The sequence below is a fragment of the Pseudomonas sp. NPDC096950 genome (assembly GCF_044762525.1).
In the GTDB taxonomy this organism is placed as follows: Bacteria; Pseudomonadota; Gammaproteobacteria; order Pseudomonadales; family Pseudomonadaceae; genus Aquipseudomonas.
Genome location: NZ_JBIWEL010000004.1, coordinates 3,699 through 20,188 on the forward strand (window position 1 = coordinate 3,699; position 16,490 = coordinate 20,188).

The 16,490-nt window shown below is 62.4% G+C and carries 1 protein-coding gene (only partly in view); it reads right to left on the reverse strand.

Annotation, left to right across the window (positions count from 1 at the left end; genetic code table 11):
- A protein-coding gene (locus ACIQY3_RS09325) for a non-ribosomal peptide synthase/polyketide synthase (RefSeq protein ID WP_403018790.1) crosses the window boundary here: on the reverse strand, positions 1-16,490 show its 3' portion. It continues 14,344 nt past the right edge of the window; only the last 16,490 of its 30,834 coding nucleotides appear in the window; its start codon lies off the right edge, out of view — the gene reads right to left on this strand; it ends in the stop codon at positions 1-3.

A 16,490-nucleotide genomic window follows, 5' to 3' on the forward strand; every position in this document is an offset into this window, starting at 1 on the left:
CTAGACGTAGTCATTGGCGGCCTCCTCATCGAGGATCGGAAGGCTGTCCTGCCACCAGGCAGCCAGGTTGTGTACGTGTGGTGCCTTGAGGATGGTGAAATGGTTGCCCGGACCGTACCAGATACTCAGATTGGGTACATGCTTGCGCCAGCCTTCGATCATTTCTTCTTGCTCGCGTTTGTTACCGGCTGTGTCCAGGGTCGGATCGTCAGCCAGCACCAGGCGCACCGGCCCGGTGTATTGATGTTCAGGTTGATAGACCGTGCGCAGCGCCGTGCCGAAGGCTCGTGCAGGTCCGTTCATGGCGTTCGCCGCCGAACGCTGGGGCAACATCCCGGCGCGCACCATGCCGGCGTGCAACATGCGCATCTGCCCGGCGTCGTCCTGCTGACTGAACGCCGTGGCATCAATGCCCAGGGATTTGCCGGACGCCAGTTGCATCGCTTCGATCAAGCGCTTCAACACGCCGGTCGCGGTATAGGGTTTGCCGACCACCCCATTGCCGCCCGGTGACTCGCTGTCGATCAACGTCAGGGACGCCACATCACGGCCATTGGCGCGCAAACGCGCGGCCATCTCGAACACGATCCAGCCGCCGAAGGAGTGCCCGAGCAAGTGCACCGGCCCTTCGGGTTGCACCCGCTCCACCGCTTCCAGATAAGCCTCGGCGGCGGTTTCCACCAGGCTGTAAGGCACGGTGGTGCCGTCCAGTCCACGGGGTTGCAAGCCATGAATCGGCCAGTCCGGCCCGAAGGCATCGGTCAGGCCGATAAACCCGGTCACGCTGTCACCCGCCCCCGGCACGCAGAAGATCGGTGCCTGGCCGGAACGCCCGCCCTGGATGGTCAGCAGTGGTTGGTAGTCGGTCTTCGACGGGACGGCTGCCGGACGTGTCGCGGCGGTGTGCAGTGCCTCGTCGATGAACCGCGCCAGGGTCTGGATATGCGGCGCCTGCATCATGGTCTGGTGATTGCCGGGCACCGTGACGCATTGGATCTGCGCCTTCGGTAGTACGGCGTCCCATCCCAGATAGCCGGAATGCGCGGGGGCGTCGTCCTTGCGTTCTTCCGCAATGAACAGGTGCACCGGCGCGCTGACCGGGTACACCGTGTAGTGGGCCAATGCGTGACCGTGCGCCACCTCGCGATCCAGGTACTGCCACAGTTGCGCGGCGCTGTAGTCGGCCAGTTCCGGCGGCAGCAAACCTTCATCGGCGCAATGCTGCACCAGTCCATCAAAGTCGAAGCTGTTCACCTGCAAGCGGGTCAGTTGCGCCAGGATTGCGGTGACGTCCGAGTCCTGGGCTTTCCAGAACACTTCGCAACGGTCCAGCAGATGCACTTTGTGCGCATCGACCGGCGACCAGCGTGCCCGGCCCTGATCCACCAGGCGCGGCAGGTAGGTGTCGATCAGGCCGAGGAATTCGACCTTCTCGTCCAGGCCAATCAGTTGAATGGCGATCTCGTAGGCCAGCACCCCACCGAACGACCAGCCGGCCAAGTGGTACGGCCCTTGCGGTTGCACCGAACGGATGATGCCCAACAAGCGGGTCGCCAGACATTCCATGGTCTGCAACTGCTCTTCGCCCCAGGGAATGCCCGGCAAGCCGTAGACCGGGGTATCCGGATCGATATGCTTGCCCAGCGCCGGGAAGTAGACGTCGAGGCCACTGAATTCATGCACCAGGAACAGCGGATTCTGCGTGCCCGCCTCGCGCACCGGCAGAATCCCCGTTGGTGACGAAGCATCGCTGCTGCGCGATTCCAGCAGCGACGCCATGGACGCGATGCTTTCGTGCTGGAACAACTCGGCGAGGGAAACGTTCAAGTCAGCCTGGGCCAACAGCCCGATCAAGCGGATTGCCAGCAGAGAATGTCCGCCCATTTCGAAGAAGTTGTCATGGCGGCCGATCCGGTCCAGCTTCAGCACTTCAGCCCACAGCCCGGCCAACGTGGTTTCCAAATCGCCCAGCGGGGCCTCGTAGTCACGGCTGGCATAGGCGTCGGCTTCCGGCGCCGGCAGTGCGCGGACATCGACCTTGCCGTTGAGCGTCAGCGGCAGCGCGTCGAGTTTCACAAAGGCTGCCGGGATCATGTATTCCGGCAACAACGATTGCAGTTGTTGGCGCAAGGTCTCGGCGTCGAGGTGTTCACCCCGGGACTGCACGGTGAAGTAAGCCACCAGGCGCTTGTCACCCGGGCTGTCTTCCCGCGCCATCACCCAGGCTTCACGCACGCCGTCGCACAGGTGCAGGCGGGCTTCGATTTCTCCGAGTTCGATGCGGAAACCGCGAATTTTCACCTGGCCGTCATTGCGATCGAGGTATTCGACGCTGCCGTCGGGCAACCAGCGCCCGAGGTCGCCGGTGCGGTACAGGCGTGCCCCTGTGGTGTCGCTGAATGGGTCGATGATAAAACTCTCCTTGGTCAATTCAGGACGATTCAAATACCCCAGGGCCACACCGGCGCCGCCGATATGAATTTCCCCCGCCACCCCGACCGGCACCGGTTGCCCGGCCCCGTTGAGGATGTAGAGGCGAGTGTTGGAAATCGGCCGGCCGATGGGGATGTTCACTGCGCCTTCCGGCACCGCCGTCACCCTTTGCGTGGTGGCGAAGGTTGTGGTCTCGGTGGGGCCGTAGCAATTCAACAACTGCAACGCCGGCGCGTGGGCCAACAGACGTCGTAACGACATCGGGTCCGCTCGCTCGCCACCGCACATCAGAATGCGCAGGCGTGCCAGGGCGTCCGGGATCAGCATCACGTACTGGTTGAACATGGCCGTGGTCAGGAACAGCACCGTGGCACTCGAGTCCGTCAGCACCTCGGCGAATGACGTCGGGTTGAGCAACGCTTCGTGATCAATCACGACGATCCGCCCACCGTTGAGTAGCGCGCCCCACACTTCCATGGTGCTGGCGTCGAACGCCGGGTTCGAAGCGAAAGCCACGCGGTCCTGTTCGGCAAAGTCTGCGTAACCGTTGTTGATTACCAGTCGGCCGATGGCCAGGTGCGGCACGATCACGCCCTTCGGTTGGCCGGTGGAACCCGAGGTGTACATGATGTACGCCGGGGTATCGCTGGCCTGGATCGGTGCAGCGGCGGGCAACTCATCCGGTAGCAGTAACGTGTCCAGATCCACCCGCAACGTGCCTTCGGGGACAATCCGGTCGCTGGTGGTCAGGATCAACGTCGCCGCGCTGTCCTCCAGCATGAAGCGCTGGCGATCCTGCGGTGCATGGTGATCCAGCGGCACATACACGGCGGCGCACTTGAGGATCGCCAGTTCACTGATGATCAGGTCGAACGAACGATTCAGCAGAATCGCCACACGTGCTTGCGGTGTGACACCTTGGCCGCGCAGGTAATGCGCCAAGCGATTAGCCCGTTTCTCCAGCTCGCCGTAGGTCAGTTGCTGCCCGGCATGCTCGACGGCAATTGCTTCGGGACGCGCCGCAGCCTGGGCTTCGAACAGGCTATGCACCGTTTGCTCTTGCGGGTAGACCGCGTCAGTGGCGTTGAACTCGACCAGCAGTTTCTGACGCTCGCTCAACGGCAGGATCGACAGGCTGCGCAGCGGCGCTTCCGGTGTGCGTTCAAGGGCATCGACCAGGCTTTCCAGTGCCGCGTGCATATAGCCGCAGACCCGTTTCGCGCCAATCTGCGAAACCACCAACGCCGTGAGCACAAACGGTTCGCCGAGATCGTCGACGTTCAGCGACAGCGGATAGTTGCTCCACTCTTCGCCGCCCAAGCCTTCGATCCCGCTCCAGGCTGATTGCGCCTCGCTGGTGACCTGGGAGGCGCTGTGTCGATAGTTCAGCAACGCGCTGAACAGCGGCGCCGGTGCCGCCACGCCACTGCAACGTTGTGCCAGGGCCAACGAGGCGTGTTCGTGGCCGAGCAATGCGGCGAGACGTGTATGTGTCGCCTTCACCCCGGCTTTTGCGCCCAGGGTTCCGACGTCCACCCGCAACGGCAAGGTGTTGATGAACAGCCCCAAGGCACGATCAGCGCCCTCGCCGCCCTGCATCCGGCCCATCAGGACAGTGCCGAACACCACGTCTTCCTGACCGGACACGCCCGCCACCACTTGCGCCCACGCCAGGTGATGCAGGCTCGCGGCGCTGACGCCCAACTGCCGAGCCTGCGCTCGCAGACGTCGGCTCAAGCCTTCTTCCACCACCAACTGCGCTTGCTCGACGCCAGTGGCGTCGCCCTCCACATCGTGCAGGCCGAACGGCAAGGTCGGTTCCTTGATGTCGCTGAGCATGTCGCTGAAAAACGCTTCGTGAGCGCTTTCGCTCATGCCGAGTCGAGCCTGCGCCACATAGTTGCGGTACGGCACGGCTTCGCCCAAATGCACTTGCTGGCCCAGCAAGTACGCCTGCATTTCGTGCTGGATCACTTCCAGCGCGGTGTGGTCGAGGGCGATGTGATGGAACAGCAGCAAGGCCACCCAATGCTGATGGGCTTCGTCATAGGCGAAGGCCAGGCGCATCAACGGTGCCTCGCGCACATCGAGACGGTAGTGGCTCGGGTCGAAACGTTCGCGAAGCTGTGCCGAGACATCGCCGTGCTCGACAACGCACTCGTCCACGATCAATCGGGCTTCGCGCAGGACCACTTGCACCGGCTCGCGCAGCCCTTCCCAGAGCACGGCGGTGCGCAGGATATCGTGGCGACCGATCACGCCTTGCAACGCATCGACGAAGGCCTCCAGCCGCGCCCGGTCCGCCAGGTTGAACAACGCCTGTTGCAGATAAAGATCGCCCTGCTGCGCCACCAGGTGGTGATACAAAATCCCTTCCTGCAACGGCGCCAGGGCATAGATGTCCTGAACATTCGCTACGCCGCCGGGAATGCGCGCGACAACGTGTTCGATTTCCTCTTGGGACAGCGTGGTCAGCGGCAGCATGTCCGGGGTTATGCGCTGGCAATCCGGGGTAATGCCGTTGACCGGCACCACGATTTCCATGCCGCCACCCACTGCTGCTGCCAACGCGGCGAGCGTCGGCTGGCCGAACAGCACCCGCACATCAGCGCTTAAACCGGCCTGGCGCATGCGTTCGATCAGCGTGACCGCCAGCAGCGAATGACCGCCCAGTTCGAAGAAGTGATCGTGACGACCGACCTGCTCGACCTTGAGCAGTTCGGCCCAGAGTTGCGCCAGGGTGGTTTCGACCGGACCTTGCGGTGCCTCGTAACCGTGGGTCACCAGCGCATCCAGGTCCGGCGCAGGCAAGGCCTTGCGGTCGAGTTTGCCGTTCGGGGTCAGTGGCAACGCGTCGAGGCGCACGTAGGCGGCCGGCACCATGTATTCCGGCAACTGAATGTGCAGATGCGCACGCAGGGCCTGGATGTCCACCGGTTGGTCTTGCAGTTGCAAGGTGTAATAGGCCACCAGGCGCTTGTCGCCGGGCTCATCCTCGCGGGCGATCACCACGGCTTCCAGCACGGCCGGATGTCCGCTGAGACGCGCCTCGATTTCGCCCAGTTCGATGCGGAAACCGCGAATCTTGACCTGATCGTCGTTGCGGCCCAGGTAGACGATATTGCCGTCCGCCAGGTAGCGGCCCAAGTCGCCGGTGCGGTACATCCGGGCATTCGGCTTGGAGCTGAACGGGTCGCGAAGGAAGCGTTCGACCGTCAGTTCCGGACGATGCAGATAGCCCCGCGCGACTTGAACGCCCGCGATGTAGATCTCCCCCGCCACACCCATCGGCACAGGCTGCTGGTGGGCATCGAGCAGGTAGATTTGCGTGTTGGCCACCGGTTTGCCAATCGGCGTGCTGTCCGGCGTGTCGGGGCCGGCGCAGTTCCACGCCGTGACATCGACGGCGGCTTCGGTCGGGCCGTAGAGGTTGTGCAACTCGGTGCCCGGCAGTTGCAGCTTGAAGCGTCGCACCAGTTGACCCGGCAATGCTTCACCGCTGCACATCACCCGCACCAGGCCTTTGCAATCGCTGACATCGCCTGCGGCCAGGAACACATCCAGCATCGACGGCACAAAGTGCAGCGTTGTGATGCCTTCGGTTTGGATGACTTCGCGCAGGTACGCCGGTTCGCGATGACCGCCGGGACGGGCCATGACCAGGCGTGCGCCGGTGAACAGCGGCCAGAAGAACTCCCAGACCGAGACGTCGAAGCTGAATGGGGTCTTTTGCAGCACGGTGTCCGCAGGTGTCAGTTGGTATTCGTCCTGCATCCACAGCAGACGGTTAACCACACCGGCATGTTCGTTCATCACACCTTTGGGCATCCCGGTCGATCCGGAGGTGTAGATCACGTAGGCCAAGTTGGCTGATTTCAGGCCTTCTACGACAGGGTTGGTGGTTGGTTGGGTTGAGAACCCTTCCCCATCCAGCAGCAAAATCTGCGCATTTGTCGCCGGCAGGCTGGCCTGCAACGTATGCTGGGTCAGAACCACCGTTGGCGCACTGTTTTCCAGCATGTAGGTCAGTCGATCAGCCGGATAATCCGGATCCAGCGGCACATACGCGGCGCCGGACTTCAGAATCCCCAGCAGCCCCGCAAGCATCTCCAGGCTGCGGTCCACGCAAATCGCCACGCGGTCATCCGGGCGGATGCCCAGTTCAATCAAGCGATGGGCAATCTGGTTGGCGCTGCGGTTCAGTTCGGCATACGTCCAGTGACTGTTTTCAAAGCTCACGGCGATCGCATCCGGGCCCGAAGTCACCTGCGCTTCGAACAACCCGTGCAAGGTCAAACCCTGCGGATACTCGACGGCGGTGCTGTTAAAGGTTTCCAGCAGATGCAGACGTTCCTCGTCACCCAGCAACGGAATCTGCGCCAGTACGGCGTGTTCGTCGGCGACCATGCCGCGCAGCACACACTCGAGGTAACCGAGGTAACGCTCCATCGTCGACTGGTCAAACAGCGCCGTCGCATACTCCAGCGAACCGAACAGTCGGCCACCGATTTCCGCCATGTCCAGCAGCACATCGAACTTCGCGGTGCGGCTGGTGACACCCAGTCCTTGCAGGGTCATGTCGCCCAGTTCCAGGCCGGCGCCTTGAGTGTTCTGCCACGACAACATGGCCTGGAACACCGGGCTGTGGGACAGGCTGCGCACCGGCCGGACCACTTCCACCACTTGTTCGAACGGCAAATCCTGATGAGCCTGGGCGCCGAGGGTTTGGGCTTTCACTTGTTGCAGCAGGGCTTCGACGGTCAGCTCCGCCGACACCTCGACGCGCAGCGCCAGGGTGTTGACGAAGAAGCCGATCAAGTCTTCCACCTCGGCCCGCAAGCGGTTCGCTGCCGGCGTGCCAATCACCACATCACTCTGCCCGGACAAGCGACTCAGCACCGTGGCCCACGCGGCCATGATCGTCATGAACAACGTGGTGCCCTGGTGTTGACTCAAGGCTTTGAGCTCGCTGGTCAGGGTTTCGTCGAGTGCGAGGCCGACGGCACTGCCGGAGTAATCCTGCTGCGCCGGACGTGGCCGATCAGTCGGCAAGGTCAACAAGGCCGGCGCGCCAGTCAAAGCCTGCTGCCAGTAGCGTTCCTGTTGATCCAACACGTCGCCGGTGAGCCACAGGCGTTGCCAGATCGCATAGTCGGCGTATTGCACCGACAGCTCCGGCAGCGGATCTGCGCTTCCGGCGCGGAACGCTTCATACAACACACCCAATTCCCGGGTCAGTACGTCGGCGGACCAGCCGTCCGAGACGATGTGGTGCATGGTTACCAGCAACACATGATCGTCTTCGGCCATGCGCACCAGACGCCCGCGAATCAGCGGACCTCGCTCCAGGTCAAAGGCCTCGCGAGCCTCTTCCGCAGCCATGATCAGCAGTTCGGCTTCGGCTTCCGGGTGCTTCGCCAGCGAATGCAATTGCAAGGCGAAACCGCAGTCGGCGTCGGCAATGCGTTGCTCCGCGTCCCGGCCGTGTTCCTGCACGAACGTCGTGCGCAGGGCTTCGTGACGGGCGACGATCCGGTTCAAGGCGCGGGTCAGCGCGATGTTGTCCAGTTCGCCGCGCAACCGCAGGCCGGTGGGAATGTGATACGCCGCACTCGCGCCTTCCAGTTGCGCGAGGAACCACAGGCGCTGTTGCGCGAAGGACAGTAGCAAAGCCTGGTCGCGGGACACCGGGACGATATCCGGCTGAGTGCTTTGCACGGCTTGGGAGAGGACTTGTGCCAGGGCGATCAGGCTCGGGTGGGCGAAGACGTCGGTCAGGTTCATCTCTACGCCGAGCTGCTGGCGAACTTGCGAGATCAGGCGCATGACCAGCAGTGAGTGGCCGCCGAGTTCGAAGAAATGGTCGTGGCGGCCCACGGCGTCAACCTTGAGCAGGTCTTGCCAGATCTGCGCCAGGGCGATTTCCGTGGTGCCTTGCGGCGCTTCGTGGCTGCGGCTGGCGTAGGCCTCGGCGTCGGGTATTGGCAGGGCCTGGCGGTCGAGTTTGCGGTTGGGCGTCAGCGGCAACGCTTCGAGGCTGACGAAGGCGCTCGGCAGCATATATTCGGCCAGTTGCGGTGCCAGTTGGGCGCGCAGATTGGCGGCGGTCAGGGTGATGCCGGTTTGTGGCACGACGTAGGCGACCAGGCGTTTTTCGCCCGGCGCGTCTTCGCGGACGATCACGGCGGCTTCTTTCACGCCGTTGCAGTCGCCAAGCTTGGCTTCGATCTCGCCGAGTTCGATACGGAAACCGCGAACCTTGACCTGGAAGTCGTTACGGCCCTGGTATTCGAGGCCGCCATCCGGACGGTAACGTGCGAGGTCGCCGGTTTTGTACATCCTGGCGTTGTGTACGCTGCTGAATGGATCGGCGAGGAAGCGTTCAGCAGTGACTGCGTCGAGGTTGAGGTAACCCCGAGCCACGCCGTCGCCGCCGATGTAAATTTCGCCGGTGACGCCGAAGGGCACTGGTTGCAGGTGCGCATCGAGCAGGTAAATCCGCGTGTTGGCCATCGGCGTACCAATGCTCGCGTTGCTGTTGAGCGCTTCAAAGGTCACGTAACTCGCGGTGCAGGACACCGTGGCTTCGGTCGGGCCGTAGGTGTTGACCAGTTGGGTGTGCGCCGGACGAATCTGTTCCCACATTTGCAGCTTTTGAGTTGAGAGTGCATCGCCGGTGACGTTGATCAGGCGCACGTCACGCAGTTGTTCTTGCGCCAGCGCCGGGTTGTAGTGCCACTCGGCAGCCAGGGTGTGCCAGTGAGCGGCGGTCAGGTGCAGGAAGGTGGGACGGATGTCGTCCTGGGAGGTGCCGAAGATGTTGCGGCTCGGTGCCAACGTGGCGCCGGCGATCAGCGCTGGGAAGATTTCCTCTACCGACAAGTCGAAGTTCAGGGTGTTTTGTTGCAACACGGTGTCGGCATTTGTGAGCCCGAACAACCGAATGGCGTCGAGGGTGTAGTTGACCAGCCCGCGATGTTCGATCATCACGCCTTTCGGGGTGCCGGTTGAACCGGAGGTGTAGATCACGTAGGCCAAATGGCGCACGCCGAGCGACTGGATCACAGGGTTGTCGTCATAGCCGTCGACGATGCGTTCGGCTTTATCGAGCAGGACCACCGGCACGTCGAGCACCGGCAAACGATCCTGCAACGCCCGTTGGGTCAGCAACACCGCAGGCGTGCTGTCGGTCAGCATGTAGGCCAGTCGTTCAGCCGGATAGGCCGGATCAAGCGGCACATAACCGGCGCCGGACTTGAGGATCGCCAACAGACCCACCAGCATTTCGGCACCACGTTCGACGCAAATCGCCACCCGATCATCCGGGCGGATACCCAGCCCGATCAGGTGATGCGCCATCTGGTTGGCCTGGCGATTGAGTTCTGCGTAACTCAGTTGCTCGCCGTCAAACACCACCGCAATGGCGTCAGGCTGGGCGGCAACTTGCGCTTCGAACAATTGATGGATCGTTCGATCGCGTGGATACGGCGTTTCGGTGGCGTTGAGGTCAACCAACAGTCGCTGGCGTTCGCCGGCATCGAGCAGTTCGATGTGATCGACTTGCGCCTGATCGTCCGCAACCATGCCACGCAGCACGCGCTCGAAATACCCGAGATAACGCTGCACGGTGGCTTCATCGAACAACGCCGTGGCGTATTCCAGGCTGCCGAACAGTTGCCCCTGAATCTCACCGAGTTCCAGCGACAAGTCGAACTTGGCCACGTGGTTGGCCACGCCCAAGCCTTCAAGTTTCAGTTCACCGAGCACCAGATCGGCGCCGCCCGCCGTCTGCCAGGACAACATCGCCTGGAACAATGGACTGTGAGCCAGGCTGCGCACCGGGTTCAGCGCTTCAACCACCTGCTCGAACGGCAAGTCCTGATGGGCCTGGGCCCCGAGGGTTTGCGCCTTGACCCGAGCGAGTAAGGTTTCAACGTTCGGCGCACCGGAGACATCGACCCGCACCGCCAGGGTGTTGACGAAGAAGCCGATCAAGCCTTCGACTTCGGCGCGGGTGCGGTTGGCCACCGGCGAACCGATCACCACTTCATCCTGGCCCGAGAGACGGCTGAGCAACAGCGCCCAACCGGTCATCAGCGTCGTGTACAGCGTGGTGCCGTGGCGTTGGCTCAAGGTTTTGAGGCCGCTGGTCAGGGCTTCGTCAAAGACCAGCGGAATGGCGGCACCCGAGTAATCCTGTTGCGGTGGACGAGGCCGGTCGGTCGGCAGCATCAGCAGCGCTGGCGCATCGGCCAGGGTTTGTTGCCAGTAATGGTTCTGGGTTTGCAGCACTTCGCCGCTCAACCAGCGACGTTGCCACACGGCGTAATCCGCGTATTGCACGGTCAGCGCTGGCAACGGATCTTCCAGACCGTGACGGAACGCTTCATACAGCGCCGCCAGTTCCGTGGTCAGCACGCCAATCGACCAACCGTCGGAGACGATGTGGTGCATGGTCACCAGCAGCACATGGTCCTGGGCATCGAGGCGGATCAGTCGGCCCCGAATCAGCGGGCCGTGCTCCAGATCAAACAATTCGATGGCTTCTTCGGCCGCCAACACGTGCAGTTGTGCTTCGGCATCGGCCTGACCGTGCAGGTCGTGACGAATGAGCTTGAAGCCAATATCGGCGTGAGCGGTTCGTTGCAAAGCCTCCTCGCCTTGAGCCTGAACAAAGGTCGTGCGCAAGGCTTCGTGACGCAAGACGATGCGGTCCAGTGCCCGTTGCAGGGCATCGGTGTCCAACGTGCCGCGCAGACGCAGGCCCGCCGGCATGTGATACGCCGCGCTGCCACCTTCCATCTGCGCCAGGAACCACAGGCGCTGTTGGGCGAAGGACAGCGGCAAGTCTTCTTCGCGGGAAACCGTGACGATCTCCGGCAAGGTGCTGCGACTGGCCTGGGCCACGGCTTGTGCCAGTGCGGCGAGTTCAGGCTGGGCGAACAGCTCGGTCAAGCCGAGTTCTACGCCGAGGCGCAAACGCACCTGGGAAATCAGTTGAATCGCCAGCAACGAATGGCCGCCGAGTTCGAAGAACTGATCCTGACGCCCGACTTGCGGCAGACCGAGCAGGTCTTGCCAGATGTGCGCCAGGGCGATTTCGACTTCACCGACCGGGGCTTCGTAACCTCGGGTGATGACGGAGTCCAGATCCGGCGCTGGCAGTGCCTTGCGGTCGAGTTTGCCGTTCGGGGTCAGTGGCAGTTTATCGAGATGAACGTAGGCGGCCGGGACCATGTAGTCCGGGAGCTGTGTTTGCAGGTGACGGCGTAACGCGTCGATATCGAGGGTTGTCGGCGCGGTGTAGTACGCGACCAGGCGTTTGTCGCCCGGGACGTCTTCGCGAGCCAGCACCACAGTTTCGTGGATATCGAGGTGTTGGGTGAGTTTGGTTTCGATCTCGCCGAGTTCGATGCGGAAGCCGCGGATTTTCACCTGATCGTCGTTACGGCCCAGGTATTCGATGTTGCCGTCCGGGAGGTAGCGCCCCAAGTCGCCCGTTCTATACATCCGGCCGCTTGTTTGGAAAGGATCGTCAAGGAAGCGCTCGGCGGTGAGGTCGTCGCGGTTCAGGTAACCGCGCGCCACGCCAGCGCCACCGATGTAGATCTCACCCGCAACGCCCAATGGCACTGGCTGACCGTGTTCATCCAGCAAGTAAAACCGAGTGTTGGCCACGGGTTTGCCGATGTGCGCAGCGAAACCGTCTTCGCGGTCCATCGACACCCAACTTGAATAGGTTGTGGTTTCCGAGGGGCCGTAGAGGTTGCACAGGCGCTTGACGCTGGTCTGTTCGAACAGGTTTTCCACGAGGCTTCTTTTCAGCGCCTCACCGGCAACGTTGATCGTGTGCACGCCTTCGCTCACACCGCCCGACTCCAACAAGGCTTTAAGCGCTGACGGTACGGTGTTGATCAAAGTGATGTCGTGTTGTGGTTCCAACACATTCTTCACGACCGTAATGCTGCCGCCGGAAGTCAGCGGCGCGAAGCATTCGTAGACCGCCAAGTCGAAGTTCAGCGAAGTCGAGAACAGGGTTTTGGCCAACGTGGATTCATCGAACGAACGATGCGCCCAGGTCAGGAAGTTCACGGTGTTGCGGTGCTCGATCATCACGCCTTTCGGCAGACCGGTCGAACCCGAGGTGTAGATCACATAAGCCAGGTGCGCCGACGTCAGCCCTTCAATCGACGGGTTGGCGACGGATTCGTCTTTCCAAACGCCACTATCCAGATCGATCACCGGCATCGAAGCCGCACTCAGAAGCCCGAGCGTCGAAGCCTGCGCCAACACCACGGCCGGCGCGCTGTCCTCCAGCATGTAGGCAATCCGATCCAGCGGATAAGCCGGATCCAGCGGCACATAACCCCCCCCCGCCTTCAAGATCGCCAACAACCCGACGACCATATCGGCCGAGCGTTCAACACAAATCGCCACCCGCGAATCAGATATTACACCCTGCCCGCGCAGGTAATGCGCCAAGCGGTTCGCCCGTTCATTCAGCTCGCGATAACTCAGGTGTTTTAAACCATGAACCACCGCCACCGCATCCGGCGTGCGCTCAACCTGAGCCTCAAACAACCCATGAACCGTCTGATTCAGCGGGTACGAAGCCTCAGTCGTATTGAACTCAACCAGAAGTTTCAAACGCTCCGCCACCGGCATGATCGACAACCCACGCAACGGCGACTCCGGCGCGTTCTCCAGCGCCTCAACCAGCGCACCCAGCGCCGAGTGCATAAAGTCGCAAACCCGCTGCGCCCCGACCTCGACCACTGCCTGCGCGGTCAGCATAAAGCCCTCGCCCAGATCATCCACGTTCAGGCACAACGGGTAGTTGGTGCGTTCTTCCATGCTCAGGGTTTGAATCCCGTGCCACGCCGAAACCGCCTGATCCGACACCGCTTCACCAGCGCTGTGGCGATAGTTGAGCAAGGTGCTGAACAGCGGCAACGAACTCGGTACGCCACTGCAACGCTGGGCCAGGGACAGCGAGGCATGCTCGTGACCGAGCAACGCCGAGAGTTGCGCGTGGGTCGCCTTGACCCCGGCGCGGGTGCCTTGTGCGCCAACGCTTACACGCAGTGGCAAGGTGTTGATGAACATGCCGAGCGCCCGATCAGCGCCCTCGCCGCCCTGCATCCGCCCCATCAGCACGGTGCCGAACACCACTTCTTCACGACCCGACACCCGACCGACCACCTGCGCCCAGGCCAGGTGAACCAGGCTCGCCGCACTCACGCCAAGCTGCCGCGCCTGCACCCGCAGACGCACGGCCAGCGCCGTATCGACCATCTGATGTTGTTCTACGATCCCACTGCCATCGCCCTGCACATCCTGCAAACCGAAGGGCAATGTCGGCTCGTCGATATCGCCGAGCATGTCGCGGAAGAACGCTTCGTGTTGTTCGCGGCTCACGCCCAATCGGGCCTGGGCCACATGATTGCGGTACGGCACCGCGGCGCTGAGCTGTTCCGACTGGCCCAGCAGGTTGGCCTGCATTTCGTGCACCACCACTTCAAGAGCGGTGTGGTCCAGCGCCATGTGATGGAACAGCAACATGCCAACCCAGCGGTTATTCGCCGGATCTTGCGCATAGGCCAGGCGCATCAGCGGGGCTTGGGAGATATCCAGTCGATAGTGACGCGGATCGAAACGCTCGTGCAGTTGCTGCACCACATCCCCCGCCGCCGGGTCGGTCGCGACTTCCTCGACCACCATCTGCGCCCGGCGCCAGACCACTTGCACCGGTGCGGCCAGCCCTTGCCAGACCATGCTGGTGCGCAGGATGTCGTTACGGGACACCACGCTCTGCAAGGCCTGGGCAAACGCGTCCACGCGGTCACGGCCATCAAAACCGAACAACACTTGCAGCACGTACGGATCGCCCTGGGTGGCCGCGAGGTGGTGATACAAGATCCCCTCCTGCAACGGCGCCAGCGCGTAGATATCCTGCACGTTGGCGACGCCACCCGGCACGGTGGCGACGATGCGGTCGATGGCCTGCTGATCCAGGTCGGCCAGCGGCAGCATGTCCGGGGTGATGCGTTGGCAATCGATTGCAATCCGATTCGCCGGGACCCGCACTTCGGTTTGCTCGCCCACGGCAGCGGCCAGCGCGGCCAATGTCGGTTGGCCAAACAGGACGCGAACGTCAGCGGCGAGATCAACCTGGCGCATGCGTTCGATGAGTTTCACGGCCAGCAGCGAATGCCCGCCGAGTTCGAAGAAATTGTCATGCCGGCCGATCTGCTCGATTTTCAGCAGGTCCTGCCAGATGGCGGCGATGGTGCTTTCGACTTCGCCTTGCGGGGCGGCGTATTCGCGATTGGCATACGCCGCCGAATCCGGCGCCGGCAGTGCCTTGCGATCCAGTTTGCCATTGGTGGTCAACGGGAATGCAGACAGCATCACGAAGGCGCTGGGCACCATGTACTCGGCCAAGGATTCCAGTAACTGCGTGCGCAAATCAGCGGCTGACAACTCCGCGTCCTGATCGGCAATCACGTAGGCCACCAGGCGTTTGTCGCCCGGTTCGTCTTCACGGGCGATGACCACGGCTTCACGCACATGCTCGCAAGCCGCCAGTTTGGCCTCGATTTCACCCAGTTCGATGCGGAAACCGCGAATCTTCACCTGGTCGTCATTGCGACCGAGGTATTCGACCGTGCCGTCCGCCAGCCAGCGACCGAGGTCGCCCGTGCGGTACAGGCGCGCATCGGCACGGCGGCTGAAGGTGTCGGGGATAAAGCGTTCGTTGTTGAGTTCAGGACGGTTCAGGTAACCACGGGCCACACCCGCGCCGCCGACGTACATTTCGCCGACCACGCCGACGGGCACTGGCTCGCGCCGAGCATCGAGCACGTACAGTTGCAGATCGGGAATGCGCCCGCCGATCGGGCTGACGCCGACCAGTTGCGCATCCGCCGCTGTCAGTGGGCGATAAGTCACGTGCACCGTGGTTTCGGTAATGCCATACATGTTGACCAGTTGCGTTTGCGCGTTCTGCGACCGGGCATACCAAGGTTTGAGAATCCCGGTGTCCAGCGCTTCACCGCCGAAAATCACCTGGCGCAGGCTATGGGCCGTGGCGTCCTGGGCGGCAATCAACTGTCGGAACGCGCTCGGCGTCTGGTTCAACACCGTGACGCCGGCCTCACACAGCAGCACATAACAATCCGCCGGGGAACGGCTGACCAGTTGCGGCACCACCAGCAAACGACCGCCATGGGTCAACGCGCCCCAGATTTCCCAGACCGAGAAGTCGAAGGCAAACGAGTGGAACAGCGCCCAGACATCCTGCGGTCCGAAGTCGAACCACGCCTCAGTCGCCGAAAACAACCGGGCGACGTTGCGGTGCTCGACCATCACGCCTTTCGGCAAACCTGTCGAACCGGAGGTGTAGATCACGTAGGCCAGATGCGCAGACGTCAGGTCTGCAACATCAGGATTGGCAACGGATTCGCCCTGCCAGCTGCCGCCATCAAGATCAACAACCGGCACCGCGACCGCCTTCAGCAACCACTGCGTGGAAGCTTGGGCCAACACCGCAACCGGTGCGCTGTCTTCCAGCATGTAGGTAATGCGATCCTGCGGATAAGCCGGGTCCAGCGGCACATAACCGGCGCCGGCCTTCAGGATCCCCAGCAGCCCGACGATCATCTCCAGGCCACGCCCGACACAAATCGCCACCCGATCATCAGGGCGAATGCCCAACCTGATCAAGTGATGCGCGACCTGGTTGGCCCGTGCATTGAGCTCACCATAAGTCAGGGTCAACGCTTCAAACACCACCGCCACGGCATCAGGCTGCGTCGCGGCCCTGGCTTCAAACAAACCATGAATGGTGTGATCGCTGGCGTATTCGCCAACCGGCGCGTTCCACGTCTCCAGCAACTGCAAACGCTCGGCCGCCGGCAGGATGTTCAAGCCATGCAACGGCGCTTGCGGGTTTTGCTCCAGCGCCTCGACCAGATTCTCCAGCACCGACTGCATGTAGCCGCACACGCGCCCGGCGCCAATCTGTGCCGAAGCCATGACGGTCAGGTTGAAGCCTT